Source organism: Rhodococcus sp. BP-316 (genome assembly GCF_019836105.1).
Classification (GTDB): Bacteria; Actinomycetota; Actinomycetes; order Mycobacteriales; family Mycobacteriaceae; genus Rhodococcoides.
In genome coordinates, this window is record NZ_JABUEE010000003.1 from 25,538 (window position 1) to 51,443 (window position 25,906).

A 25,906-nucleotide genomic window follows, 5' to 3' on the forward strand; every position below is an offset into this window, starting at 1 on the left:
ATGGCTCGCCTGACAACACTCGCGGCGACGATCGGAGTCACTGCCGCACTGGCACTGTCGCTCACATCGTGCACCGAGGACGCCCCCACCGCCGAACGTCCGACCGGGCCGAACGTCGTCACGGTCGCCGCGATGGCCTACTCCCCTGCCAGCGTCACCATCTCGCCCGGCGACACCGTCACGTGGTTCTTCGACGACACCGGTGTCGCGCACAACGTGATCGGCATCGACGCGGCGTCCCGTCTGCTGCACAGCCCGATGATCTCGTCGGGTCAGTTCAGTCAGACGTTCGACGACCCCGGCACGTACCCGTACTTCTGCTCGGTGCACCCGAACATGACGGGCACCGTCATCGTCCGAGAGAGCTGATCACTCGACGGTGACCGACTTCGCGAGGTTGCGCGGCTTGTCCACGTCGTAGCCGCGCGCCTGCGCGACCTCGGCGGCGAACACCTGCAGCGGCACCGTCGACAACAGCGGCTGCAGCAGTGACGGCGCGGCCGGAATCTCGATGAGGTGATCGGCGAACGGCCGCACCGTCTCGTCGCCCTCCTCGGCGATCACGACGGTCCGGGCGCCGCGCGCCTGGATCTCACGGATGTTGCTGAGCATCTTCGAGTGCAGCACCGCTCGGCCCTTCGGCGACGGCATCACGACGATCACGGGCAGGTCGTCCTCGATGAGGGCGATCGGACCGTGCTTGAGCTCGCCGGCGGCGAAGCCCTCGGCGTGCATGTACGCGAGCTCCTTGAGCTTGAGCGCACCTTCGAGGGCGACCGGGTAACCGACGTGGCGACCCAGGAACAGCACCGTCGGTGACGACGCCAACTCGCGGGCCAGAGCGCGAACGGGCTCGACCGTCTCGAGCACCTTCCTCACCAGGTCCGGCATGGCCTCGAGATCCGCGTACTCCCGTGCGACCTCGTCCGGGTACTTGGTACCGCGAGCCTGCGCCAACGCAAGACCGACCAGGTAGTTGGCCGTCACCTGGGCGAGAAACGCCTTGGTCGACGCGACACCGATCTCCGGTCCCGCCCGCGTGTAGAGCACCGCGTCGGCCTCGCGCGGGATCTGGGAACCGTTGGTGTTGCAGACGGCCAGGACTCGGGCCTTCTGCTCCTTCGCGTGCCGGACCGCCTCCAGCGTGTCGGCGGTCTCGCCCGACTGGGAGATGGCCACCACGAGTGTCGAGCGGTCGAGAACGGGGTCGCGGTAACGGAACTCGCTGGCCAGCTCCACCTCCACGGGGAGGCGGGTCCAGTGTTCGATCGCGTACTTCGCCAGCAGCCCCGAGTGATACGCGCTGCCGCACGCGACGACGAACACCTTGTCGACGTCGCGCAGCTCCTGATCCGACAGTCGCTGCTCGTCGAGGACGATGCGACCGTCGGTGAAGTGTCCGAGGAGGGTGTCCGCGACCGCCGCGGGCTGCTCCTGGATCTCCTTCAACATGAAGTAGTCGTGACCGCCCTTCTCGGCGGCGGCGAGGTCCCAGTCGATGCGGAACGGACGCCCCTCGGCCTCGGACCCGTCGAAGTTCATGACGTCGTAGCCGTCGGCGGTGATCACCACGACCTGGTCCTGCCCGAGCTCGACCGCGTCGCGCGTGTGCTCGATGAAGGCGGCGACATCGGACCCGACGAACATCTCGCCCTCGCCGACGCCGACGACCAACGGGGTGGAGCGACGGGCCGCGACGATGGTGTCGGGGTGATCGACGTGGGTGAACACGAGCGTGAAGGCGCCTTCGAGGCGCTGCAGCACCGCGAGGGCGCTCTGGACGAAGTCTCCGGCCGTGGGGCCCTCGTCGTAGGCGGCGGCGACCAGATGGACGGCCACCTCGGTGTCGGTGTCCGACTCGAACTCGACGCCTGCGTTCTCGAGTTCGGCGCGCAGCGGCGCGAAGTTCTCGATGATGCCGTTGTGCACGACGGCGACGCGGTCGGCGCGGTCGCGGTGCGGGTGGGCGTTGCGATCGGTGGGCCGTCCGTGGGTGGCCCACCGGGTGTGGCCGATCCCGCTGGTGCCGACGAAGGTGTCCCGCCCGAGTTCGTCCAGTTCGGCCTCGAGGTTCGCCAGTTTTCCGGCCTTGCGCTCGACGGCCATTCCCCCGGACCCGTCCAGGACGGCGATGCCGGCCGAGTCGTATCCGCGGTACTCCATCCGGCGCAACGCCTCCACCACCACCGGTAGCGCTCGACGATGTCCGACGTACCCGACGATTCCGCACATGGGACGACAGCCTACTTCGGCGCGGACGGCGCTCCGGCCGCCCGCACGTCGACGGCATGGCGAACTGCCGCGTCGACTACGGTCAGTGCTGTGCCGAAGACGCAGAAGTTGGTCGCCGACCTGACCAAGCGGGGTCCCCATCGCGTGCTGCGCGGTGACCTCGCTCTCGCGGGCCTGCCCGGTGTGATCTACACGCCCAGTGAGGGCACGGGACTGCCGGCGATCGCCTTCGCGCACGGCTGGATGACCGGCGCCTCGCACTACGACTCCACGCTGCGGCACCTCGCGTCGTGGGGCATCGTCGTCGTCGCGCCGAACACGCAGCGCGGACCGGTGCCCTCCCACAGTGCCCTGGCGCAGGATCTCCTCGTCGCGCTCGACGTGTGCACCGGCATCCGTCTCGGCACCGGCGACATCAGCGTGCACCCCGCCAAGCTCGGCCTGGTGGGCCATTCCATGGGCGCGGGCGCCGCGGTGATCGCCGCGGCTCAGCGATCGGACGTCGCCGCTCTCGGTGCGCTCTATCCGGCGCCCACCTCTCCGCGCGCCCTGTCGCCCGGCATCGCCGACGCGGTCACGGCGCCCGCTCTGGTTCTCGGCAGTCCCTCCGAACTGAACTCCCTCACCGCCGAGCCCGTCGCGCTCGCCGATGCGCTCGGTGGCCCCACCCTGCTCCGCGTGATCGACAAGTCGGAAGGTGACGGCATGGTCGAGGGCCGGAAGCTGCTCAGCTTCCTCGGCGTCGGCAACGCCCAGCCGAAGACTCGGCGCTCGGTGCAGGCACTGCTCACCGGCTTCCTCCTGCACCGCCTCGCGGGCGACGACACGTACTCCGACTTCTCCGATCCCGACGCCGTCGTCAAGGGCACCGAGGTGGTCGACCCGAACGCGCCGACCGCGGACGCCCCCAAGAAGGTCAGCGCGATCCGTCAGCTGAGCCACCTCGCCGGTCGCTGAGGCGCCGCCGGCGGAGCCTCGTCGCCGGCCACCGCCTCTGTGGGCGATCGCAGGATCACTCCGGCGCGACGCGGCACCACCCGCGCGGCCTCCGAGCGCTTCCGAGCCTCCTCGTCGATGGCTGCGAGGCGGGTCCGCACACGTCGCGTCGCCCGCCGGTGCTCCCGCACGACGGCGTCGATGATGTCCGCGGTGTTCTGCGAGTTCACAGCGGACCGGCTTCCGCGAGCTCGGGTCGCTCCGGCTCGCCGACCGTCGCTGCCTCACCGATCGGGTCCGTGACGGGTTGCGGCGCAGCGGGTTCCGTGACGCCGCCGGATTCCGCAGCAGTGGGAATGCAGTCCGGTGGTGCGACGACCGGTGGTGCGACGACCGGTGGTGCGACGACCGGGGCCTCGACGACCGGGGCCTCGACGACCGGGAGCCCTTCATCCGCTGCGTCCTGTTCGACTGCCTCCCGATGCGGCTCGTCCCGTTCCGCTGTGTCCGGGGTCTCGGACGACGACTCTGCAGGCTGATCCGATCGCGGCGCCGCCTCGTCCATCACCTCGGTGAGGACGGGCAGTCCGAGAGGCCCGGCAGCGAGAGCGAAGTGATGGGACTCCCCCGCCGCGTCGTGGGTGCGGATGTCCACAGCCCCGTCCGCGCCGAGGGCGACACTCACCCCGCGACCGTCGAGCTCCGCCTCGAGGTGACCGCGCTCGACGTTCTCGGCAGGCGCAGTCAGCGCCGCCTCCGGTGAGATCTGCGCCTCGGCGGGCGGTGGGTCGCACGGCGCCGCAGTCGACACCACCTCGGTCACCGCGTCCCGCACCGCCCGCCCGATCAGTTCGGCGAGCGGTGAGCGATCCTCGACGGGAGCGAGAGGCAGCGTCGCGGGCGGCTCCGCGACCACAGGAGAGGGCGCGACGGCGAGCGACGGCGGCTCGGGTGCAGCGGCCGGCGCCGTCACCGACGCCAGCGTGGTCGCTGCAGCCGGCACGGTGCCTTCCGCCGGCACACACTCGCACGCGTCGTCCTCGACGGACCGGTGACCACTCGGCCACGGGGAGCCGTCGATGTCCACCGCAGCGGCGCAGAGTGCCGCGTAGATCTCGGACACGGCGGTCTCCGTCGAGGTGCACAGTTCCTCGAATGCGGCCACACGCTCGGTCATCGCCGGCACGAACACGGTGTCCAACCACTCTCGGCATCGGGCTGCGACCGGTTCGAGGACCTCGGCCTGCCGCCGGCCGGGATCCGACGCGGACAGCAGCATCGCCTCGAGGCCCGGGAACACCGAGGCCAGCGTCCGCACCGCGTCGGGTGCGGATGCACCTCCGGCTCCGGCGATGGTGGCCGCGACCTGCGCTGCATCGCGACCGCCCACCTCGTCGGTGCGGAACGCGGAGGCGGCGATCGACTTGTCCTCGACGATCGCGTGCAACCCCGCCGACGCGGAAGCCATCGCTGAACCGATCGCCTCGAGCTGATCGGCGTGGCCGGCCGACCTCGCGCACTGCCGTCGAAGGAGGTCGAGCGCGGCGTCGGCGGCATCTCCCGACCAGGCCTGCCCCAACGACTCCGCTGCGTCGGACTGACGCCCGATCTCCGCGCGCGCCTCGGCCGCCGCGGCGCCGAGCCGGTCGGCGTCAGCCCGGAGAGCCTCGGTGTCGAGTCCGCGTTGCTCGTCGTAGCGAGCGCAGAGCGCGACGTGGGTCGTGGTCATCGGCGCGCCGCTCGCTCCGACCAGCGGGAGGAACGTCGCGAAGAACGTCAGGCCCTCACTCCCGAGATCCAGCAGACCGTCGATCGTCGACGGCACCGGTGCGGTCACCGGTCACCTCGCTGTGCCGGCACACCCGGCGCCGCGACGCGCAGGGCGGTGACATCGTCGAGCGACACCGAGCCGTCGATCGACGCCCGCAGGGCGGCCGACGTCGCAGCGGTGGCGTCCGACCAGGACCGCAGGCCCTCCGACAACCGCCCGAGGCTGTCCTGCAGGGCGGCCGCCTCCGCCCGGTGGTTCCGGCCCGCCGACTCGACACCGAACAGACCGCCCACACCGCGCTCGGCGGACCTTCGTACGGCTGTCGCGGACTCCTCGAGGGCCGCGATCGCCGCCCGGGCTGCCCCCTCGTCCAGCGTCGTTCCGCCTCGCGACGTTCCACTGGCCATGTCGTCCCTTCCGAAGTGATGCACGAGAGCGCGATCCCCACAGATCAGACGCACCGCCGCTCCCCCGCGTTCCCGCGAAACGGCAGCCGTCGGTGGGCACGGCCGGTAGGACCGGTAACCTCCGAATTCACAGGTGAGTAACACACACTTCGGCGATCAGGGAGCCCCATGCGCATCGGTATGCAATTGAACTACTCGGGCGGGTTCAGCGAGACGGTCGAGGAGGTCGGGGCCCTGGAGAGGGCGGGAATGGACATCGCGTTCATTCCCGAGGCGTACTCGTTCGACGCGGTGAGCCAGATCGGCTTCCTCGCGGCGAAGACCTCGACGATCCAGCTGGCATCGGGCATCTTCCAGATCTACACCCGCACGCCGTCGCTGCTCGCGATGACTGCCGCCGGTCTCGACTACGTCTCCGGCGGACGATTCGTGATGGGTATCGGCGCGTCCGGCCCCCAGGTGATCGAGGGATTCCACGGCGTCAAGTACGACGCCCCGCTCGGCCGCACCCGCGAGATCATCGAGATCTGCCGCCAGGTGTGGCGCCGCGAGAAGGTGCAGTTCGAGGGCAAGTACTACCAGATTCCGCTGCCCGCCGATCAGGGCACGGGTCTGGGCAAGCCGCTCAAGCTCATCAATCATCCTGTGCGAGCCGACATTCCGATCGTCATCGCGTCACTCGGACCCAAGAACGTCGCGCTCACCGCCGAGCTGGCCCAGGGCTGGGAGCCCATCTTCTTCCATCCGGAGAAGGCCGAGTCGGTGTGGGGCGAGTCGCTCGCGGCCGGTAAGGCGAAGCGCGACCCGTCTCTGGGTGAGCTGGACGTCTACGCCAGCCCCGCCGTGGCCATCGGCGACGACGCCGACCAGTTCCTTCCGTGGATCAAGCCCCAGCTCGCGCTCTACATAGGTGGCATGGGCGCCAAGGGCAAGAACTTCTACAACGACCTCGCGGTGCGGTACGGGTACGAGGCGGAGGCAGAGAAGATCCAGGACCTCTACCTGGCCGGCAAGAAGGAGGAGGCCACGGCCGCCGTTCCCGACGAGCTGGTCCGGTCGATCTCGCTGATCGGCACCGAGAGCTACGTCAAGGAGCGCCTCGCCGCCTTCGAGTCCGCGGGTGTGACCACACTGAACATCCACCCCATCGCAGCCGACACCGCTGGCCGCGTGGGTCAGGTGGAGCAGCTCAAGGCCCTCATCGGCTGACGGGCCGAGACGTCAGCCGACGGCGCCGACCACATCCGCGATGTGGTCGGCGAGCCGGCGGGCGGTGTCTGCAGTGTCCGCTTCCACCATCACGCGGACGAGCTGCTCGGTTCCCGAGGGACGCAACAACACTCGCCCCTCTCGTCCGAGTTCGTCCTCTGCACGGGTCACCGCGTCCTGCACGAGCGGAGCCGACGTCGCGGCGGACTTGTCCTGCACGGGCACGTTGATCAGCACCTGGGGCAGCGTGCGCATGACGGACGCGAGGTCCTCGAGGGTGCGTCCCGTCTCGGCCATCCTGGCCATGATCTGCAGGCCCGTCAGCACACCGTCACCGGTGGTGCCGAAGGCGGGCAGGACGATGTGCCCCGACTGCTCACCGCCGAGTCCGTAATTGCCGGCGCGCAGTTCTTCGAGAACGTAGCGATCGCCGACAGCGGTGGTGCGCACCGTGATTCCGGCGTCACGCATCGCGATGTGCAGTCCGAGATTGCTCATGACGGTGGCGACCAGCGTGTCGTCGGGAAGCTCGCCGCGCTGGTGCATCGCGATCGCGAGGATCGCCATGATCGCGTCCCCGTCGACCACGGCGCCGCTCGCGTCCACTGCGAGACAGCGGTCCGCGTCGCCGTCGTGGGCGAGTCCGAGGTCTGCGCCGTGCTCGACGACGGCCTTCTGCACCACGTCGAGGTGAGTGGACCCGCATCCGTCGTTGATGTTGAGGCCGTCCGGGTCGGCGTTGATGGCGATCACGGTCGCACCCGCGGCGCGGTAGGCGTCCGGCGCGGCGGTCGAGGCGGCTCCGTGAGCGCAGTCCACGACGACGGTGATGCTGTCGAGGCGTCGGGTGACGATGGTCGCGAGATGGCTCTCGTAGCGGGCGAGGGCGTCCGGGGCCTGTCGCACGCGGCCGATGGCGGCACCGACGGGGCCCGTGGCGGGCGCGTCGAGCAACGCTTCGATGCGGTCCTCCTGGTCGTCGTCCAACTTGTGGCCGCCGGCCGCGAAGAACTTGATGCCGTTGTCGGGCATCGCGTTGTGCGATGCGGAGATCATGACGCCGAGCTGCGCGTCGTAGTCGTCGGTCAAGTAGGCCAGGGCCGGGGTGGGGACGACACCGACCGTGAGGACGTCGACTCCGGCGGAGGACAGTCCGGCCACGATCGCGGCTTCGAGCATCTCGCCGCTCGCGCGCGGGTCCCGTCCGACCACGGCCAGGGGGCGGGTGGTCGACGAGGCGACCTCGCCGAGCACCGCTGCGGCGGCACGGCCGAGTCGTAGTGCGAGGTCTGCCGTCACCTCCTCGTTCGCCAGTCCCCGAACTCCGTCGGTACCGAACAACCGGGCCATGACAGTTACCTCTTCCGAGCAGGTTGAGCGAATGCAGGTGCCGTGACACGAAGCAGGCGCCCGCGGCGGTCCGAGGACCAGCCGGAGCGCCTGCTTCTCCAGAAGTGCTGAGATCAGCGCTTCGAGTACTGCGATGCCTTACGAGCCTTCTTCAGGCCGTACTTCTTGCGCTCCACGGCACGCGGGTCACGCGTGAGGAAGCCGGCCTTCTTGAGGGCGGGGCGATCGTCCGGGGTGACCTCGATGAGGGCACGGGCGATGGCGAGACGCAGGGCGCCTGCCTGGCCGGACGGGCCGCCACCGTGCAGGAGGGCGACGATGTCGAAGCCGTCCGCACGCTCGACGGTGACGAACGGGGACTTGATGAGCTGCTGGTGCACCTTGTTGGGGAAGTAGTCCTCGAGGGTGCGGCCGTTGAGCTTGAAGTCGCCCGAGCCGGGGGTCATGCGCACGCGCACGACGGCTTCCTTACGACGACCGACCGTGGTGACGGGGCGATCGATGTAGATGGCGGGACGAGCGGCGGCCTCGATGTCGGCGACGACCTCGGGCTCCTCGACGGAGACGAACTCGTCGGCGATCTCGACGGAGTCACCGATGGGGACGGTCTCTTCGGCCGTCTCGGTCACGACGTTCTCTTCGGGAGCGGTCACTGGGACACCTGCTTGATCTCGTACGGGACGGGCTGCTGAGCCGTGTGGGGGTGATCGGGACCTGCGTAGACCTTGAGCTTGCCGGCGATCTGGTTGCCGAGCTTGGTCTTGGGGATCATGCCCTTGATGGCCTTCTCCACGACGCGGTCGGGGTTCTTGTCCAGAACCTCACCGATGCTGCGCGCACGGAGACCGCCCGGGAAGCCCGAGTGGTGGTAGTGGAACTTGTCGGTCCGCTTGTTGCCGCTGATCGCGACCTTCTCAGCGTTGATGACGATGACGAAGTCTCCGCCGTCGAGGTTGGGGGAATACGTGGGCTTGTGCTTGCCACGCAGCAGAGTTGCTGCCTGGACTGCGAGGCGGCCGAGAACGACGTCGGTGGCGTCGATCACGTGCCAGGTCCGGGTGACATCCCCGGCCTTTTGGCTGTACGTGGACACAGAACTTCCTTGTCTCATCGCTGATGGTGCTGGCCAGGCGCGTGGTCGATCGTCTCGGCGGCCAGTGGAGACCCGAGGGACCGGTATCGGTCGTGCATGACGACTCGATGTACCGAACGCCAACGGTGTACCTTACCGGCCCACGTACTGGCAGGTCAAAACCCCTCGACCGTCATCGCCGACGAGACGTGCAGTCGATGCAGCGGCGAGCAGTGGGCAGCGCCTCGAGGCGGGGGTCGGAGATCGCCCCGCCGCACACCTCGCACTGTCCGTAGGTGCCGCGCTCGATCCGCATCTCCGCGTCGTCGAGTTCGCGCAGTTCCTCCCGCGCCTCTCTCGACATCGATGCGATGGCGGCGCGCTCGAACGCGATGGTCGACCCCTCGGGGTCGTGCTCGTCGTCGTCCGTGGTCCACCGCGACCCTTCGACGATGGCCTGGTGCTGTCGTGCGAGCGACACGATGCGGGCCTCGGTGAGCGCACGTTCCGCCGCGACCCGGCTGCGGGCGATCGCCCGAGCCGCGTGGTCGCGGTCGCTCGGGTCGGTGACGGGCTGATCCGGCTGTGTCATGACGACGTCCAGTATCCGCCCCGCGCCGACCGGAGTCGTACGGACCGTCGGAGATGGGCAACCGGACACCCCCCACGCCCCGGTTGCCCACCTCGTCCGTGATCAGGCGAACATTCCCCGGTTCGCCGCCTCGCGTGCCTGCATGTCGGCGTTGCCCTGACCGACGGCACTGCCGACCGCCTCGAGAACCTGATTGAGCTCCAGGGCCGCCGAGTCCCACTGGCGCTGCTTGTCCTGGTACGACTCCGACGCCGTGCCTTCCCATTCCGCCACCAGCGGCGAGATGATCTGGCGCAGTTCGTCGAGCTTGCTGTTGAGAGTGGCCTGCTTCGCGTCGATCTGAGCAGTGACCTGGTCGATGGCACCGAACACGTATCTCATGGTGAACGTCCTTCCTGACGTGAGTGATGGGCAGATCGGATGATCGGCGGGTCAGAGGTTGAGCGAACCGCCCGCGGCGGTGACGGTGCGCGTGTTGTCGTCGTCGGCAGCGCCGTAGGCGGTCCCGCTCGACTTGATGGCGTCCCCGATCGAACCCAGCGCGAGTTGCAACTTGTTCGCGCTGCCGTCCCAGCTGGTCATGACGTTCTGGAACGCGATCGCCGCCGCGCCTTCCCAACTCCCTCCGACGGCCTGGACGTCGCCACGCAGCTGGTCCAGCAGCGCCTTGATCTCGAGCGTCAGCTGGTCCACCTTCCCTGCGGTGACGTGCATCGTCTCGACGGTGGTCTTCATCTGCGACATGGTCTCTCGATCCCCCCTCGGTGTGGTCCGGGCCGGTACCCGGAACTTCCCCTGCACCTCCTTCGACGCGACGACTCGGCGAACGGTTCCGTCTCCGCCACCGCGTCACCCGACGACGAGGGACGCGAGGACCGCGGTGCAGACCTCCGCCATCACGGGGTTCGCGGCCTCGGTGCTCTGACAGCCGAGACTCGTCTGCTCCCCCGGTGACACGATCACCGTCCACGCCACCGTCGAGCCGTCGGACGCCTTCTCGGTGTAGACGAGCGCGGGACGATCGGATACGTCCGACCGTCGATCGAGCCCGCCGAGTCGATCGGGTGCGGCGTCGACCCCGGCCGACAGGGTGGCCTGCACGTCGGAGAGTCCGACGCCCACACCGAGTTCGCGGACCACCAGCACAAGTCGCATGCCGGCGGGTGCGTCGGGACGGATCTCGACCCGCTCCGTACCCGGCTCGACATGCCACCCCACCGGCACGATCAGGTGTGTTCCGGCGATCGAGAAGTCGGTACCGGCGGGGGCGCTCGTCGTCGTCGCGGCGGCCGGCTCGGTGGTGGGCGCGGTGGGTCGAGTGGGCCCGGCCGGGACCATGGACGGTTCTGCGGCTCGTGGTCGCTCCGTCGCAGGCGCAAGCGACTGTCCGCTGGTCAGTGCCGCGACGCCGATGCTGACGCACACCACCGCGGTCGCCACCGCTGCCACCAGGACCGGCCGTCGGGTCGTGCGCCGACGGTCCACGGCCGCCGCGGCGGCTCGTTCGGCCAGCCACGCGCCCGTCCTACCGGGCGTGAGCTCGGCCGGTACGGACGTTGTGACGGGCGGAACCGGGAGGGGGCTCGCGCCCGCGCTCGGGACCACGGCTGCCGCCATCTCCTCGTCGTCCACCGTCACCACCGTCAGATCGCTCATCTCGTCGAGTACGGCTCGCGGCAAGGTGTCATTCGTGCCGTGCACGACGAGTCGGCAGGCCGGCGCGGCAGCGAGAACTCCGTCCACCGCGGCACGAGTGCGCGACACCGTCAGCTCGTCGTCCCCTCCGATCGTGGGGTCGGTCAGAACACAGTCCACGACGTCGCTGCTGATGGCCGTACTCACCACGGTCGAGACCGTGGTGCGGTGCGGTGTGCGGTCGAGAACCACTGTTCGGCAGCGTGATCCACCGCACGGGCAGGGCCGGGCCGACTGCGCCGCGTCCCGCGCGACGAGCGCCGACGACACGAGGAGGACGTCACGCGCGAGGGGGCGCGCGGCCGCGGTGAGGACGCTGCAGCGCACGGCTCCCCAGTGCGGTGGGTGCACCAGCACAAGGTCGTGGTCCCCACCGTGCACCCCCGCATCGCGCAGAGCGTCGGTGAACATCTCGGACACCATCGTCGACACCTCGACCTCGTGTCCGTCGGCGAGAGTGACGACGCGGTCGTCGATGTGGCCGAGGACGTCCACGGACGCGGAACCGTCTGCGGGAGTTCTCGACAGCACCCCGAACCGTGAACACCACACCGCGTCCACGGTCGTGACGAGCCCGACGGGCGACGTCACCGCTCGTCCGGCGCGGTCTCGCACAGCGCGGTCTGCACCAGTGTCGCCGTTCCGCGCCCGACCAGCACACCGCGTCCGGGTGGGAGTTCGGACGGACGGACGGAGCCGAGCAGGACGCCCTCCTCTCGGCTCCCGCTCATCACCAGTCCCGGTGATGCCAGGTCCTTGAGCCTCGCGAGGACCGGTTCGTACAGTGCCCGAGCGGATCCGCCGCACCGACGTGCGACGACGAGATGCAGACCGACGTCCCGCGCCTGCGACAGCAGTTCCAGCAACTCGGTCAGCGGGTTTCCGTGCGGCGTGACGACGAGGTCGTAGTCGTCGACGACCACGACGATCTCGGGACCGGTCCACCAGGATCTCGCAGCGAGTTCGCGACGAGTGGTGTCCGGTCCCGGACGGCGGGCACGCAGGTAGGTCGCGAGTTCGGCGACCATCGTCGTGGCCTGCTCGGCCGTGGACGCGTGACCGGCGAGCCGATCGGACGGGATGTCGCCCAGCAGGGTTCGTCGGTAGTCGACGGCGAGGATTCTCAGCGACGTGGCGTCGTTGGCCTGCGCGAGCGAACGGCAGATCGATCGCAGCAGACTGGTCTTCCCGCAGCCCGAGTCGCCGAGGACGAGAAGGTGCGGATGCTCGGCCAGATCCAGAACGACCGGCGCGAGATCGTTCTCGTCGACACCCACCGGCACGGTGGCGACGAATGTCCCCGAGGCGGACGGTGGCCACCACGCCGACACGGACGACAGAAGGTCGTCGCGCTCGAGTCGACGCGGCAACAGTCGCACCGGGGGCGTCGGTGCGTCACCCCGCCACCGGTGGACCGACTCGGCGATCGCGCGGTCGGTCCCGTGTCCGAGATCGTCCGTGTCGGCGATGCCGTCGACACGCGGGAGCGCGACGAGCAGATGCAACCCGTCCGGGGTGATGCCTCGACCGGGCCGACGCGTCGGGACGTGCATCGCCCGTGCTCGGCCGATGTCCGAGTCCGACGGATCACCCATGCGCAGTTCGACTCTCGTGGTGACGGCATCCTTCACCGCGGGACGGAGCTCGGCCCACCGACTCGCGGCGAGGACGACGTGCACCCCGTAGGAGAGTCCGCTCGACACCAGCTGGTGCAGGGACGGTTCGAGGGCCTCGAACTCGGCTCGGATCGTGCTCCACCCGTCGACGACCAGAACGATGTCCGGCACCGGCGGTGCACTGTCTCCACCCGACTCTCGCCTGCGCCGCGCGTCGGCCATCGACCGGATCTCGCCGGTGCGGAACAACTCCTCGCGGCGTCGAACGGTTCCGACCACGTCGGCGACGATGCGTCGCACGGCGTCCGCCTCCGAGCGGACCGCGACGGATCCGACGTGAGGAAGGCCTACCAGCCGTCCGACGGATCCACCGCCGAAGTCCAGGACGTGGAACTGCACGTGGTGCGGGGAGTACCGCAGAGCCAGATCGAGGACGAGCGTGCAGAGCGCGGTGGACTTGCCGGACTGCGGTCCCCCGACGATCGCCACGTGCCCGGACGCACCGGTGAGGTCGAGTTCGAGTGCATCGCGTCGCTGGTCGTACGGCCGGTCGACCAGTGCGACCACGGCGCGCAGTGACCCCGCCGCGTCGGGCCGGTCACCGCCGAGCGCCGTGTCCGGTGACACCGAGTCGAGTGTGACGGGCCGGTCCAACGGCGGTAGCCACACCCGGTGTGCGGGACGCCCGTGACCGCGCACTCGCGCGACGACGGCGGAGAGGATGGTGCCGCCGTCCGACGACTCGGACGGAGACGGCGGTTCGCCCGCCGGTTCGAGGGCGGTCTCGTCGAGCAGCGGCACCGGCGCCGCCGTGAAGAGACGGGGCCCGGTCGAGCCTGCGCCGACCGAGAGCGCTGCGGGCTCGTCGCTCCGCAGACGGGGACCCGAGACGTACATCGCGGTGAAGCGCACCAGCTCGCTGGAGTCCGTTCTGAGGAACCCCACTCCCGGACCCCCGGTCACGTGATGCGCGTCGGCGACACCCAGAACCGATCGAGATTCGGAGGCCGAGAACGTCTTCAGACCGATGCGGTAGGAGAGATGACTGTCGAGTCCGCGCAGCCGACCCTCGTCGAGCCGCTGGCTCGCCAGCAACAGATGGATGTGCAGCGAGCGCCCGAGTCGCCCGATCGCGACGAAGAGCTCGGCGAACTCCGGGAACCGGGTCAGCAGTTCGGAGAACTCGTCGACGACGACGAAGAGCGCCGGTAGAGGCGCGAGTGCGGCACCACCCTCGCGCGCACGGGTGTAATCGGAGACGTTCGCGTAATTGCCGGCGGCCCTGAGCAGTTCCTGCCGTCGAGTCATCTCGCCCGCGAGCGCGTCGCGCATCCGCTCGACCATCTGCGCTTCCTCGGACAGATTGGTGATGACGGCCGCGACGTGAGGCGCCGATTCCAGTCCGAGAAACGTGGCCCCACCCTTGAAGTCGACGAGGACGAGATTCAGGACGTCGGGCGGGTGCGTCGCGACGAGTCCGAGCACCAGCGTCCGCAACAGTTCCGACTTTCCCGATCCCGTGGCGCCGATACAGAGTCCGTGCGGTCCCATACCCCCCTCGGCGGCCTCCTTCAGGTCGAGCTCGACGACGCGACCGTCGTCGTCGAGTCCGAACGGGACGCGCAGTCGCGACCGCCCGGAACGGGAGGACCAGGCGACGCCGGGGTCGAGACTGTCGGGAGACGTCATGCCGGGCAGGTGTTCCCATGCTCGGACGCGCGGGCCACCCTCCGCCCGCACGACGGTGTCGCCCGTCCGGAATCGAGCGAGTCCCCGCGCCACCACGGCGGCGGTGACCACGTCCACACCGTCCGCGGTACCGAACATCTCGACTCCGGCCGCGCTCCGTGCGCCGAGCGCAGGCCTGTCCGCGCCGTCGCCGACGACCAGGACGAGTGTGCGATCCGCGGTGCCGTCCCGGCCCGCACCGGACACGGTCAGGACCGTCACGTCCCCGCCCCTCGTCACGGTCTCCCATGTCTCGGCATCCTCGACACCGTCCTCGGCACCGCGATCCACGACCACGATGCGATGGGGCCGCGCACCGGTCGACGAGTCTGCCGCCGGGACGGCGAGGTCCCGCGCTGCCTCCGCCGGCGATCCGAAGGTCAGCCGCCGTCGCCCGCCACCGTCCGACGCGGTCTCGTCCCCGTGGTGCGGCAACCACTTCGTCCAGTCCCACGTCCCCGCGGTGCGGTCGTCCACGACGACCACCACACTGATGTCGTCCGGACTGTGGAAAGTGCATGCCTGCAACACCATCGAGCGCACGAGCGCTCTCGCCGCCTCGACGGGGCCGTCGACAGCGATCACGGAGAACGCGCGCAACGAGACCGCGGTGGGAAGGTCCGACACGATGGCATGGGTCCGGACGAACGAGCGCAGGAGGGCGGCCGACACCGGCTCGAGACCCTCGGGCGGACCCGTGTCCGGTGTGACGAGGCGAGTGGCGAGTCGTTGGTCGCCCACGCCCACCCGCAGATGGACGAAGTCGTCGTCTGTCGACCGCCTCTCCCACATGCGTGAGGTTCCGGCGAACGAGGACAGCGTCGACGGATCAGGATGGGAGAAGGCCAGTGCCTCGTGCTGCGCCGACGCCGTCGACCGGACCCGCTCGCGCATCGCACCGAGGTACGTCAGATAGTCCTTGCGCGATTCGTCGAGTTCGGCCGTCCGTGGCCCGCCTCCGCGGCCCCCACCGGCGAACATCCCCAGCATGGACACCACCATCATGGCCGGGAACAGCAGCGTCATCGGGTTGGCGGCCGCGCCCGACGTGATCATGAGGGCAACCATGCCGACCATCGCGACCACCATGACCAGAGGCAGCATCTTCAGGAGCGGGTTCCCCGGGACCACCCGCGGAATCTCCGGTGGCGGCTCCATCTCGACGGTGCCGCCCGGCACCCGCGGCGCCTCCTCGCGCGGCGATCGACCCTGGACCACCCGCGTGTCCACCGCCGTCGCGTACTCGCCCTCACGTCCGACCACCACGTCCACCCCCCAGTGGCTCGCCGCCCCGTTCGGCGAGTCGGGTCAGACCGTAGCGCCGGACGCCGACGACCGGGAGGGAAGACGACGAGGGTTGTGGACGAACCCTCGTGCCTGTGCATATCGCGAGGCGATGTCACCGAACTGACCTATAGTGCTGGCACGACCCGCGGTGCGACCGCGGGAAGAGAGTTCGGGGGGACTTTCGATGACCATCGCGCCGACCGCTGCGCCGATGTCCACGACGCGCGAATCCGCAGTACGCCGGATCGAGTCGGCCGTGCTGCGCATCACCGTGATCACGGGGGACGTCGAGGTGGACGTCTCGGTACCCGGCGGAGTCGCCGTCGCCGCGACGGTGCCCGCTCTGACGGCGCTGATCGACGAGCGCGCGGACCCGGATCCTTCGCCGGGCCCACGGTCGCTCTCCACGATGGTGGGAGTGCCGCTCGACGCGCGTCTCTCGTTGCTGGACAACGGTGTTCGGGACGGCGACGTCTTGGTTCTCCACCGCGGACGAGAGTCCTCACCGCCGGTCTTCGACGATCTGACGGAGGCGGTGGCCGTCCTCGGCAACGGCCGCTCGTGGGCCCGCTCCGACTCGGTCGTCGCAGCCACCGTCGTATCGACGGCGGCACTGGCGACCGCGGGATGGACCGCGACGAGAACGAGCGGAATCCCTGCGGCAGCGAGTCTCGCCGTCCTCGCGCTGCTCACCGTCGTGGCCGCGTGTGTGTGCACCGCGGCGCGCGTCCCGTCGGCCCTGAGCTTCGGTCTCAGGTCGACCGGGTGTCTCCTCGCGTTCGCCGCGGGCACGATGCTCGTTCCCGGCCAGGATGCCGCGGCCGACGCCGTGCTCGGATTCGCGCTGAGCGCGGCGGCGTCCGTCGTCACCTCGATGATCGCCGGCCGCGAGGGACGCGCCACGTTCACCGCGGTGTCGACGGTGAGCCTCGTGGGCGCCGTCGCCGCTGCTGTCGAGGCGCTGAGCGACGTGCCCACCGTGACGATCGCGGCGGTCACCGCCGGCGTGTGCACCCTGGCGCTCACCCGCGCCCCGCGACTGTCGGCCGCACGAGCCGGAATACGCCTTCCCCCGGTACCACTCGCCGATGCCGGCGCTCGTCTCGACCACCCGGGACACGAGGGACCGCCGACGCGGCCGTCGGAAGCCGCCCTCGTCGCCGCACACGAGTCCGCTCTCGCCGACGTCGACGTCGTCGCGGAACGAGCTCGCACAGCTCAGCAGTACCTCACCGGCTACACGACGGGGTTGTCCCTGCTCGCCTCGGCGGGGGCGATCGTCGTGGCCACGCACGACATCGCCGCGACCGTCGATCCCGGCAGACTCGCTGCCGCTGCCGCGATCGCCTCCGTCCTGTGCTGCCGGGGCCGCGTGGGTGTCGATCGTCTGCGCTGCGCCGTCGCTGTCACCGCGGGTGTCGCGGCCGTCCTCGTCGTCCTCGCAGTCGGTGCGTCCACACGCGCCGACCTGTGGCCGTGGTGGACCGGGGCTGCGGTGGCGGTCGGCGTCCTCGCGATCCTGATCGGTGTCGTCGCGCCGGGTCGGCGATTCTCCCCCGTCGCGCGCCGGGCGGCCGAACTGGCCGAACTCGCCGTCGTGGTCTCGATCGTTCCTCTCGTCTGTCTCGTCGTCGGGGCCTACTCGGCAGCGCGCGGCCTGTGACGACTCAGCGACGACCAGGGGTGACCGCATGTCTCGTCGCAGCAATGGTCGTTCTGGCCCTGCCCACGACGGGTACGGCAGCCGCGGACACACCGTTGATCGATCCCGGACTGCTCCCCGAGCCGGCTGCCGCGGCCCCGTCCGAACCGACCGAGCAGCGCACCCGGTGCGCGGCCGTCTCCGAGGCGCCCGTGACGTCGGTGGTACCCGCGGCTCAGAGGACGCTCCGGTTCTCGGACGTGTGGAGCCTCACCCGAGGCGCCGGTCAGATCATCGCCGTCATCGACACCGGGGTCGCACCACATCCGCTCCTCCCGACTCTGCGCGCCGGCGGCGACTACGTCTCGACGGGCGACGGGCTCGAGGACTGCGATGCACACGGCACCGTCGTCGCCGGACTCATCGCTGCTCGCCCGGTCGCGGGATCCGGCTTCGCCGGCGGAGCGCCGGACGCCACGATCCTCTCCATTCGTCAGTCCAGTGCAGCCTTCGCCGCGACGTCCTCCGAGCGGGAGGCCGACGAGAACGGTTCCACCTCCGCGGGGTACGGCGACGTCGAGTCGATGGCTGCGGCGATCCGCACCGCTGTCGACGCGGGCGCGGACGTCGTCAACATCTCGGAGGTCGCCTGTGCGAGCGCTGGATCGTCGATGGGCGACGGCGCACTGGGAGCCGCCGTGCGGTACGCCGCGGTGGACAGGGATGCCGTGATCGTCACGGCTGCAGGGAATCTGGACGGCCGTCGGTGCCGGACGCAGAACGACCTCATCCGCGGCATCGACGGACGAGACACGGCGTTGCCGGTGACTCTCGCGTCGCCGGCGTGGTTCGACGAGTACGTCCTCACCGTGGGATCGCTGGACCCGGACGGGCGGCCGTCGTCGTTCAGCTTGAACGGGCCGTGGGTCGACGTCGCGGCTCCGGGTACCGAGGTCACGTCCCTCGGTGCCACGGGTACCGGTCTGGCCGACGGCACCCTCGACGACGAGGGGCGCCGAACAGCCTTCACGGGAACGAGTTTCGCCACACCCTTCGTCTCCGCGACGGCCGCCCTGGTGCGGGCGCGTCATCCGGAGCTGTCCGCGGCAGATGTCATCGACCGCATCGTGACGACGGCGCACTCACCGGCAGGTGACTGGGACTCGGCTGTCGGCCACGGCAGTCTGGATCCGGTGGCGGCAGTGACGGGCAGCGCGGTCGCACGGGGTGACGACGCGTCCGTGCGACTGTCCCCGCGCACGACACCGCCGGTCACCGACCGTCGCGACGCGCTACTCGCCCTGGCGTCCTCCGTCGGGATCCTGCTGCTCGTGTCCGGCGCACTGGCGGTACGCGCGGTGGTCCGGCGTCAGGACCCGTCGTGACTCACACGGGCCGCATCGACGGTCAGCGCCGGACCGGGCGGCAGCAGTCCCACGACGGGCCACGGCGCCGGTGCCGGATCGCCGAGTCCGAGTGCCTCCGCGTCCTGCGTGAACGGGACGCCGAAGCGGGTTCCCGTGTCGGCGACGTAGAAGGCGGAATCGCGGCGCGGGTCGTCGGCGGCCTGCCCGGTGGTGGCGACGTACAGCCCGGACCCCGGTGCCACGAAGAAGGTGTCCAGCGCATCCCCTGCACCGTCCGCCCCGGCCAGCGCCACGGCGCGCGCGTCGGCAGTCGCACCGATCGTCATCCTCGTCTGCGCCCCGCGCCCCGTCGACTCGTCCGGCCCGACCCACTCCACGCAAGTGGCGTCGCCGCCCGTCACGATGATCGGTGGTCGCTCCGGAAACGTGTCGACCGCCAGAGGTGCAGCGGTTCTCGGAGCCCGAGCGATCACATCGGGCGGGACGGCGTCGACACCCACCCGGCCGGCCGAATCGGAGAAGCGCAGCAGCTGCGCGGTGGCCGCTCCGATCGCCTGCACGCCGTCCTGCAGAACGACGTAGTGCTCGCTGCGATCCCCGAGATCGACCGTCACCACGGATCCGACGGGCCGACCCCCGATCGGGTACGGGGCAGCAGCGCCCGACCCGATCACCGTGGGGGTCACGATCTCCGGCGCTTCGGGCACCGCGTCGAAGAGCCCCGCCGACACCGGAGTGGGTACCGCGTCCTCCAGGCCGAGGGCTCGGGTCACGGCGGTGTTCTGCAGGTCCACCCGTGCGCGCACCTGTCCGTGCACCAGGTAGTCGACGCCGTCGCGGCGCCACACCAGCGCGTCGTCGGGGTCGAGTGCGCGACGCAGTGCGACGGACTGCGTCCCCACCGGTTCGACGGTCACATCGGTCGTGCCGTTGTCCGACTCCTCGCACACGGACCAGACCATCGCACCGGTCGTGACCGGAAGCGCCTGCGGCGCACCGCCGATACCGATCGCGGCGCCTCGGGCGCGTCGAGCGATCTCGTCCGGACCGACCGCGGTGGGCTCGTCCGGCCGACCGACGAACAACCGGGCGGACGCCAGATCGGACGCGGGGTGGAGCGTGTCGTCCTCGACGACGTACAGAGCGCCACTCTCGTCGTCCAGCACGATCACGGCATCACCGATACGTGCGGCCGGCCGGACGAAGGCGAGCGCGGCGCAACCGGCGAGAATCAGGACCGCCACGACGACGCCGACCGCGGCGGCCCGCGCCGTCGATCGCAGCGGTTCGTGCCGCATCGACGTGTCGCCCAGGACCAGTGCGTGATCGAGCCGTCTCACAGAGAACCGATGCGCACCGATCTGCCATCGCGTGGTCGGTGTTCCTGCCATCGATATCCCCTGCCCTCGGTGCCGCGGCGACGCGGCCCGGCCCCCCGCCGGACACGCCGGACACGCCGGACCCGATGGAGGGGTCCCGCGTGAGGGCACAGTACATCGACCGCAGAGAAGGAGCCATGGTGTCCGAGACTCGCCCGGGGATGACGGCCGCACGCGACGTCGTGGTGTCGCAGGCAGTGGCGCTCGGCGTGGCCGTCGCGCTCACGACGTCGGGAGTGCCTGCGCGATGGGCGATCACGGCCGCAGTGGTCGTCGTGATCGGACTCTGCCTCCCTCGGGACCGGCGTCCTGTCGTGGGTCACCTCTCCGCGTGGTCACGGCTTCTCGCGCATCGACCGGTACCCGCGCGCACGGTGCTCTCGTTCGATCGTCCCGGTGGTCCGATCGGTGTGGTGTGGAACGGATCCGACCTGACGATCGTCGCGGAACTGCACGTCGAACCGGCCGCGGCCGGATGGTCGACGGTCGGCTCACGCGGTGCGACACCCGATGCCGTGGTGCCGCTCCGCGACCTCGTCGACCGACTGTCGCAGGGCACGGACGCGCCCACCCACCTGGGTGTCACCTCCGTCGGCACGCGTCCGGCACGGGGTCGCCGCGCCGCGGACTGCTACCTGTCCATGGCCGGACCGCTCGCGTCGGTGGCGCGGCGGCGAACCTTCCTCTCCCTCTCCACCGACGTCCACGAGGGTGAGACGGCCGCGGCGCGTCGGGGCGGAACTGCTGCTGGGTCGGTGCAGATGCTCGCCACGACCATGGCCCGACTGCAGCACGTCCTGCGCACCCACGGTCTCGTGGGCAGCCTTCTCACCGCCGATCAGATCCGTGCGGCGGATCTTCTGGTGACGAATGGGGTTCCCCTCCGTCACGTCCGTCCGCAGTGGCGCTTCGCCCGGCTCGGCGGATCGACCTCGCGCTCACGGCGGCTCGCACCGTCCGCCTGGACCGCGGCGGCGGTCGACTCGATCGGCGATCACGACGCGGACGTCACGAGTCTCGCCGTCCGGGCGGCCCTCTCGACCACCACCGAAGCGACGGCGACCTACGGCTACCTGTCGGCCGAATCGCCGCAGCGCCGATCGATCCGGGTCGCGGGATCCAGCACGCTCGACGGCCTGCATCGACAGGGCCTGGAGGACGTCCTCGTGTCGACCGCCCGGCCGGCGACGCCCACGCACCCCGTCGAGGGAGCGCAGTGGAGCACCCTCGTGCTGCCGGTCGCGGGATGCGGTCAGGTCGTCGGTGTCGACTCCGACGGAACCACCGTCACCGCACGTGTGTTCGGGAAGGACGTCGACACCGTCGACGTCCACGGCGAGCTGTACGTGGTCCACCAAATCGTCTTCCGCGCCGTGGCCGTCGGTGCGGTGGTCCTGGTGATGACCGACCGACCCCATGCATGGCGCCATCTCGCCGTCGCGGTGGCGGATTCGGGCACCCTCTCGGTGGTCACTCCCGTGTCGGACGTCGAGTCCGGCACCGCGGTGGATCTGGTGGTCGCCGATCATGCCGGAGACAGACCGACTCCGGTACCGGGAACGGTGCTGCGGGTGAACCCTGCCTCGTCGACCGGCGGGACCGACATCGTGATCGACCAGTCCCCGGACGTCACCGACGAGGTGTCCCTGACGATGGCGTCGCGGAGCATCACCCTGCGGCTCGTCACCACCGCGGCCGAGACCGAGGCCATCGGTCGACCGCGGGGTCTCCCACGACCGGGCTCAGCCGCGCGGGTAGGGCTGACCGGCGCCCTCTGACCACCACAGCAACTGATCGATCATCCGCTGTGCGCCATCGATCGCGGCACCGTCGGACGTCTCACCGTGCGCGTCGAACGCCTTCTTCACTCGGGGGAACAGCACGGCGTCGCGCACGGATGCCATGTGCAGCTCCGCGACCACCTGGCGCAGCTGCTCCACAGCGCGCACTCCCCCGGCCGTGCCGCCGTAGGAGACGAAACCCACCGGCTTACCTCGCCATTCGAGCTTCACCGAGTCCAGTGCCAACTTCAGCGATGCCGGGTAACCGTGGTTGTACTCGGGAGTGACGAGCACGAAGGCATCGCAGCCGTCCACCCAGCGCGTCAGCTCGTCGACACCGGGGCCACCCGAGAGATCCATCGGCAGAACGACATCCGCGAGGTCGAGTACCCGGACCTCGAATCGCCCGTCCGCCGAGGCGCGGCGCACGAACCACTGAGCCACTGTGGGGCCGACACGCCCCGTCCGGACCGAGGCGATGATCACGCCGAGAACAGGAGCCATGCCTGAAGAGGCTAGCCGCAGCAGGCACCGGGCAACGATCGCGTGGCCCGGGTCGTGCGACTGCGATCGGCCAGCTCCGTATCGGCCGGGTAGTCGACGCGCACCAGCGACAGGCCGTGCGCCGGGGCCACGGTGATCGAACTCGACCTCGCACCCGCCCCCAGCAGGCCGCGTACCCACGTGAGGTCCCGGCGTCCTTCGCCCACAGCCAGCATCGCCCCGACCAGGGAACGCACCATCGACCAGCAGAACGCGTCCGCGCTCACGTGCGCGGTGAGATCGTCGCCGTCCCGCACCCAGTCGAAGCGCTGCAGCTCCCGCACGGTGGTGGCACCGTCACGGCGCTTGCAGAAGGCGACGAAATCGTGGAGGCCGACGAGGGTCGACGATGCCTCCTGCATCGCCGCCACGTCGAGTGTGCGGGTCCACGGCACCACGAAACCCGCTCGGAGGGGCCGAGTTCCGTAGGGCGCGGTGGACAATCGATACTCGTAGTGCCGCCGCAGTGCGGAGAACCGGGCGTCGAAATCGTCGGACACGAACGTCACGCGCAGGACGCGGACGTCCGTCGGCAGGAAACGCGCGAGTCGCCGCACCAGCAACGACGGGTCGGGTGCGCGGTCGGGATCGCGAGGATCGATGCGGGCCAACGCGGTTCGCGGCACGTCGACGTGGGCGACCTGGCCCTCGGCGTGCACGCCGGCATCCGTCCGCCCGGCCACGGTGAGCTCGAGTGGGGTACCGAAGATGGCGGACAGTCGCTGCTCGAGCACACCGCACACGGTCCGTTGGTCGCGTTGTCGAGCCCAGCCGGCGAAGGCAGTGCCGTCGTAGGCGACATCGAGACGCAAACGGGCGAGCCCGCCACCCCCGGAAGGGGTGACGGGCTCGCCCAGAGAGTCCGAGGACACTCTTACTTCTTGTCTGCCTCATCGGCGTTGGCCGCGTGAGCGTCCTCTGCCTCGACACCCTCGATGACAGCGTCTGCATTCTCGACCTGAGCGTCGGTTGCCTCGGCCTCGACGGCCTCGACGACGTTCTGATCGGATGCAGCCTCGTCAGCGGCGGTCTCGTCGTTCGTGGCGGCAGGCGCGGCCTGCGATGCCTGGACACGACGAGCACGGTCCGCCTCGTTGGACACCGTCTGCTCGCGAACGAGCTCGATGATGGCCTGAGGAGCGTTGTCACCCTTGCGGGGGACGGTCTTGATGATGCGGGTGTAGCCGCCTGCGCGCTCGGCGAAGTGCGGGCCGATCTCTGCGAACAGAGTGTGAACGACGTCCTTGTTGCGGATGTCCTTCATGACCTCACGACGGTGAGCCAGCGAGCCGGCCTTCGCGTGCGTGATGATCTTCTCGGCGTAGGGGCGGAGGCGCTTGGCCTTCGACTCCGTGGTGGTGATCCGTCCGTGCTCGAACAGCGCCGTCGCCAGGTTGGCGAGAATCGCCTTCTGGTGCGACGCCGATCCGCCGAGACGGCGACCCTTGGTGGGCTTGGGCATGTCAATCTCTCCTGATCAAGAGCTCGGGACGCGAGTGCGTCAGAGCTGTTCGGTCTCGGCGTAGTCCTGCTCGGCGCCGTCGGCATCGCTCACGGCGGTGTCGGTGTCGCTCCAGGTACCGGTGGCGGCGTCGTATCCGGCGACAGTGCTCGGATCGAACGTCGCGGGGCTGTCCTTGAGCGAGAGGCCGAGCGAGTGCAGCTTGACCTTGACCTCGTCGATGGACTTCTGTCCGAAGTTACGGATGTCCAGCAGATCCGACTCGGTACGGCCGACCAGCTCGCCGACGGTGTGAACACCCTCGCGCTTGAGGCAGTTGTAGGACCGGACGGTGAGGTCCAGATCCTCGATCGGCAGACCGAAGGATGCGATGTGATCGGCCTCGGCGGGCGAGGGTCCGATCTCGATGCCTTCTGCTTCGACGTTGAGCTCACGGGCAAGCCCGAACAGCTCGACCAGGGTCTTGCCCGCCGAGGCGAGCGCGTCCCGCGCGGTGATGGAGTTCTTGGTCTCCACGTCGAGAACGAGCCGATCGAAGTCGGTGCGCTGCTCGACGCGGGTGGCCTCCACCTTGTAGGTCACCTTCAGCACGGGCGAGTAGATCGAGTCGACCGGGATACGGCCGATCTCGGCGCCCGACGCCTTGTTCTGAACAGCCGGAACGTATCCGCGGCCACGCTCGACGACGAGCTCGATCTCGAGCTTGCCCTTGTCGTTCAGGGTCGCGATGTGCAGATCCGGGTTGTTCACGGTGACGCCGGCCGGAGGAACGATGTCGCCTGCGGTGACAGTGCCGGGGCCCTGCTTGCGGACGTACATGGTGACAGGCTCGTCCTCTTCCGAGGACACGACGAGACCCTTGAGGTTCAGGATGATGTCGGTGACATCCTCCTTCACGCCGGGGACCGTGGTGAATTCGTGCAGAACGCCGTCGATACGGATGCTGGTGACAGCAGCGCCGGGGATCGACGAGAGAAGCGTGCGGCGAAGCGAGTTGCCGAGGGTGTACCCGAAGCCAGGCTCGAGGGGCTCGATGACGAACTTCGAGCGGTTGTCAGCGATGACCTCTTCGGTCAGCGTGGGTCGCTGAGAAATGAGCATTGATGTCCTCCTGGGAAGAGCGTCCGCTATTTGACGCTCGTGGTGGGGCGGTCAACGCCCCGTGCGCCTCGCGTGTTCCCGCAGGGGGAGGTCACGTGAGGCGCACGGGCCGATGGCCTACTTCGAGTAGTACTCGACGATGAGCTGCTCGGTCAGCGGGATGTCGATCTGCGAACGCTCCGGCTCCTGGTGGACCAGGATGCGGAGACGGTTCGGAACGACCTGCAGCCAACCGGCAACGGGACGATCGCCGTAGGTCTCGCGGGCGATCTGGAAAGGCAGCGTGCTCAGCGACTTCTCTCGGACGTCGATGATGTCGTACTGCGAGACGCGGTAGCTGGGGATGTCGACCTTCTTGTTGTTGACCAAGAAGTGGCCGTGCGTGACCAGCTGGCGTGCCTGACGACGCGTGCGAGCGAGGCCCGCACGGTAGACGACGTTGTCGAGACGCGTCTCGAGGATGCGGAGCAGGTTCTCACCCGTCTTGCCCTTGAGGCGGTTCGCTTCCTTGTAGTACAGCGAGAACTGCTTCTCCATGACGCCGTAGGTGAAGCGTGCCTTCTGCTTCTCCTGCAGCTGGAGCAGGTACTCGCTCTCCTTGATACGCGCGCGGCCGTGCTGGCCGGGCGGGTACGGGCGACGCTCGAAGGCCTGATCGCCTCCGACGAGGTCGACGCGCAGTCGACGCGACTTGCGGGTGATGGGTCCGGTATAACGAGCCATGTTCTGTTACTTC

24 protein-coding genes are annotated in these 25,906 nt (G+C 69.6%); 6 read left to right on the top strand and 18 right to left on the bottom strand.

From position 1 onward, the window contains the following. The gene (locus HQ312_RS06315) at positions 1 to 369 is read left to right on the top strand and encodes a plastocyanin/azurin family copper-binding protein (protein WP_037184149.1); all 369 of its coding nucleotides are present in this window, start codon (positions 1 to 3) and stop codon (positions 367 to 369) included. On the opposite strand, the gene glmS is transcribed toward HQ312_RS06315, so the two are convergent. Beyond that, the gene (gene glmS, locus HQ312_RS06320) at positions 370 to 2,232 is read right to left on the bottom strand and encodes a glutamine--fructose-6-phosphate transaminase (isomerizing) (RefSeq protein ID WP_056442516.1); all 1,863 of its coding nucleotides are present in this window, start codon (positions 2,230 to 2,232) and stop codon (positions 370 to 372) included. A gap of 90 nt (positions 2,233 to 2,322) precedes the next feature. On the opposite strand from glmS, the gene HQ312_RS06325 reads away from it, so the two are divergent. Beyond that, positions 2,323 to 3,189 (top strand): dienelactone hydrolase family protein, encoded by an 867-nt coding sequence (locus HQ312_RS06325; RefSeq protein ID WP_027503804.1) that lies wholly within the window; start codon positions 2,323 to 2,325, stop codon positions 3,187 to 3,189. Here HQ312_RS06325 and HQ312_RS06330 read toward each other — a convergent pair. The 3 genes from HQ312_RS06330 to HQ312_RS06340 are packed head-to-tail and all read right to left on the bottom strand — an operon-like array spanning position 3,162 to position 5,346. Then, the gene (locus HQ312_RS06330) at positions 3,162 to 3,398 is read right to left on the bottom strand and encodes a hypothetical protein (RefSeq protein ID WP_222627333.1); all 237 of its coding nucleotides are present in this window, start codon (positions 3,396 to 3,398) and stop codon (positions 3,162 to 3,164) included. The genes HQ312_RS06325 and HQ312_RS06330 overlap by 28 nt on opposite strands. Beyond that, complete coding sequence (locus tag HQ312_RS06335) at positions 3,395 to 5,005, bottom strand: hypothetical protein (RefSeq protein WP_222638134.1); 1,611 nt, start codon at positions 5,003 to 5,005, stop codon at positions 3,395 to 3,397. The genes HQ312_RS06330 and HQ312_RS06335 overlap by 4 nt, the downstream gene beginning before the upstream one ends. Next, the gene (locus HQ312_RS06340) at positions 5,002 to 5,346 is read right to left on the bottom strand and encodes a hypothetical protein (RefSeq protein ID WP_222627337.1); all 345 of its coding nucleotides are present in this window, start codon (positions 5,344 to 5,346) and stop codon (positions 5,002 to 5,004) included. Before HQ312_RS06340 ends, HQ312_RS06335 begins: the two co-directional genes overlap by 4 nt. A gap of 168 nt (positions 5,347 to 5,514) precedes the next feature. Between HQ312_RS06340 and HQ312_RS06345 the strand changes: the two genes are divergently transcribed. After that, positions 5,515 to 6,555 carry an LLM class F420-dependent oxidoreductase gene (locus HQ312_RS06345; RefSeq protein WP_222627338.1) on the top strand — a complete coding sequence of 347 codons (1,041 nt, stop codon included), beginning with the start codon at positions 5,515 to 5,517 and terminating at the stop codon, positions 6,553 to 6,555. Positions 6,556 to 6,567: 12 nt separating this feature from the next. On the opposite strand, the gene glmM is transcribed toward HQ312_RS06345, so the two are convergent. The 8 genes from glmM to eccCa all read right to left on the bottom strand — a co-directional run bounded on the left by glmM (position 6,568) and on the right by eccCa (position 15,766). Continuing rightward, positions 6,568 to 7,905 (bottom strand): phosphoglucosamine mutase, encoded by a 1,338-nt coding sequence (gene glmM / locus HQ312_RS06350; RefSeq protein WP_222638135.1) that lies wholly within the window; start codon positions 7,903 to 7,905, stop codon positions 6,568 to 6,570. A gap of 113 nt (positions 7,906 to 8,018) precedes the next feature. Next, positions 8,019 to 8,504: a 30S ribosomal protein S9 gene (gene rpsI, locus HQ312_RS06355; RefSeq protein ID WP_371831715.1), complete on the bottom strand. Its 486-nt coding sequence runs from the start codon at positions 8,502 to 8,504 to the stop codon at positions 8,019 to 8,021. Between the two features lie 50 nt (positions 8,505 to 8,554). After that, the gene (gene rplM, locus HQ312_RS06360; protein ID WP_027503810.1) at positions 8,555 to 8,998 is read right to left on the bottom strand and encodes a 50S ribosomal protein L13; all 444 of its coding nucleotides are present in this window, start codon (positions 8,996 to 8,998) and stop codon (positions 8,555 to 8,557) included. A 172-nt stretch (positions 8,999 to 9,170) separates the two neighbouring features. Then, positions 9,171 to 9,569, bottom strand: a complete 399-nt coding sequence (locus HQ312_RS06365) for a TraR/DksA C4-type zinc finger protein (protein WP_081821019.1) — start codon at positions 9,567 to 9,569, stop codon at positions 9,171 to 9,173. Positions 9,570 to 9,671: 102 nt separating this feature from the next. Then, positions 9,672 to 9,950, bottom strand: a complete 279-nt coding sequence (locus HQ312_RS06370) for a WXG100 family type VII secretion target (protein ID WP_027503812.1) — start codon at positions 9,948 to 9,950, stop codon at positions 9,672 to 9,674. 51 nt (positions 9,951 to 10,001) lie between these two features. Further along, positions 10,002 to 10,304, bottom strand: coding sequence for a WXG100 family type VII secretion target (locus HQ312_RS06375; protein WP_162246747.1), 303 nt, complete (start codon positions 10,302 to 10,304; stop codon positions 10,002 to 10,004). Between the two features lie 114 nt (positions 10,305 to 10,418). Continuing rightward, positions 10,419 to 11,855 (bottom strand): type VII secretion-associated protein, encoded by a 1,437-nt coding sequence (locus tag HQ312_RS22160; RefSeq protein ID WP_222638136.1) that lies wholly within the window; start codon positions 11,853 to 11,855, stop codon positions 10,419 to 10,421. Further along, the gene (gene eccCa / locus HQ312_RS06385; protein ID WP_222638324.1) at positions 11,852 to 15,766 is read right to left on the bottom strand and encodes a type VII secretion protein EccCa; all 3,915 of its coding nucleotides are present in this window, start codon (positions 15,764 to 15,766) and stop codon (positions 11,852 to 11,854) included. Before eccCa ends, HQ312_RS22160 begins: the two co-directional genes overlap by 4 nt. Positions 15,767 to 16,079: 313 nt before the next feature. On the opposite strand from eccCa, the gene eccD reads away from it, so the two are divergent. Further along, positions 16,080 to 17,558, top strand: coding sequence for a type VII secretion integral membrane protein EccD (gene eccD / locus HQ312_RS06390; RefSeq protein ID WP_222638137.1), 1,479 nt, complete (start codon positions 16,080 to 16,082; stop codon positions 17,556 to 17,558). Positions 17,559 to 17,602: 44 nt separating this feature from the next. Next, entirely contained in the window at positions 17,603 to 18,922 is a 1,320-nt protein-coding gene (gene mycP, locus HQ312_RS06395; RefSeq protein WP_222638138.1) for a type VII secretion-associated serine protease mycosin, read from the top strand. Here mycP and eccB read toward each other — a convergent pair. Beyond that, a complete protein-coding gene (gene eccB / locus HQ312_RS06400; protein ID WP_222638139.1) occupies positions 18,907 to 20,295 on the bottom strand; it encodes a type VII secretion protein EccB in 1,389 nt (462 codons plus the stop codon). The two genes, mycP and eccB, sit on opposite strands and share 16 nt — an antisense overlap. 128 nt (positions 20,296 to 20,423) lie before the next feature. Between eccB and HQ312_RS06405 the strand changes: the two genes are divergently transcribed. Continuing rightward, the gene (locus HQ312_RS06405) at positions 20,424 to 22,061 is read left to right on the top strand and encodes a type VII secretion protein EccE (protein ID WP_222638140.1); all 1,638 of its coding nucleotides are present in this window, start codon (positions 20,424 to 20,426) and stop codon (positions 22,059 to 22,061) included. Here the strand turns inward: HQ312_RS06405 and HQ312_RS06410 are convergent. From HQ312_RS06410 to rpsD, 5 genes are all read right to left on the bottom strand, one after another. Then, positions 22,026 to 22,568 (bottom strand): NADPH-dependent FMN reductase, encoded by a 543-nt coding sequence (locus HQ312_RS06410; protein WP_222638141.1) that lies wholly within the window; start codon positions 22,566 to 22,568, stop codon positions 22,026 to 22,028. The genes HQ312_RS06405 and HQ312_RS06410 overlap by 36 nt on opposite strands. 11 nt (positions 22,569 to 22,579) lie before the next feature. Beyond that, complete coding sequence (gene truA, locus HQ312_RS06415; RefSeq protein ID WP_222638325.1) at positions 22,580 to 23,419, bottom strand: tRNA pseudouridine(38-40) synthase TruA; 840 nt, start codon at positions 23,417 to 23,419, stop codon at positions 22,580 to 22,582. Between the two features lie 62 nt (positions 23,420 to 23,481). Continuing rightward, a complete protein-coding gene (rplQ, locus tag HQ312_RS06420; protein ID WP_027503821.1) occupies positions 23,482 to 24,069 on the bottom strand; it encodes a 50S ribosomal protein L17 in 588 nt (195 codons plus the stop codon). A 39-nt stretch (positions 24,070 to 24,108) separates the two neighbouring features. Further along, positions 24,109 to 25,170: a DNA-directed RNA polymerase subunit alpha gene (locus tag HQ312_RS06425; RefSeq protein WP_027503822.1), complete on the bottom strand. Its 1,062-nt coding sequence runs from the start codon at positions 25,168 to 25,170 to the stop codon at positions 24,109 to 24,111. 117 nt (positions 25,171 to 25,287) lie between these two features. After that, positions 25,288 to 25,893 (bottom strand): 30S ribosomal protein S4, encoded by a 606-nt coding sequence (gene rpsD, locus HQ312_RS06430; protein ID WP_027503823.1) that lies wholly within the window; start codon positions 25,891 to 25,893, stop codon positions 25,288 to 25,290. Positions 25,894 to 25,906: the final 13 nt, after the last annotated feature.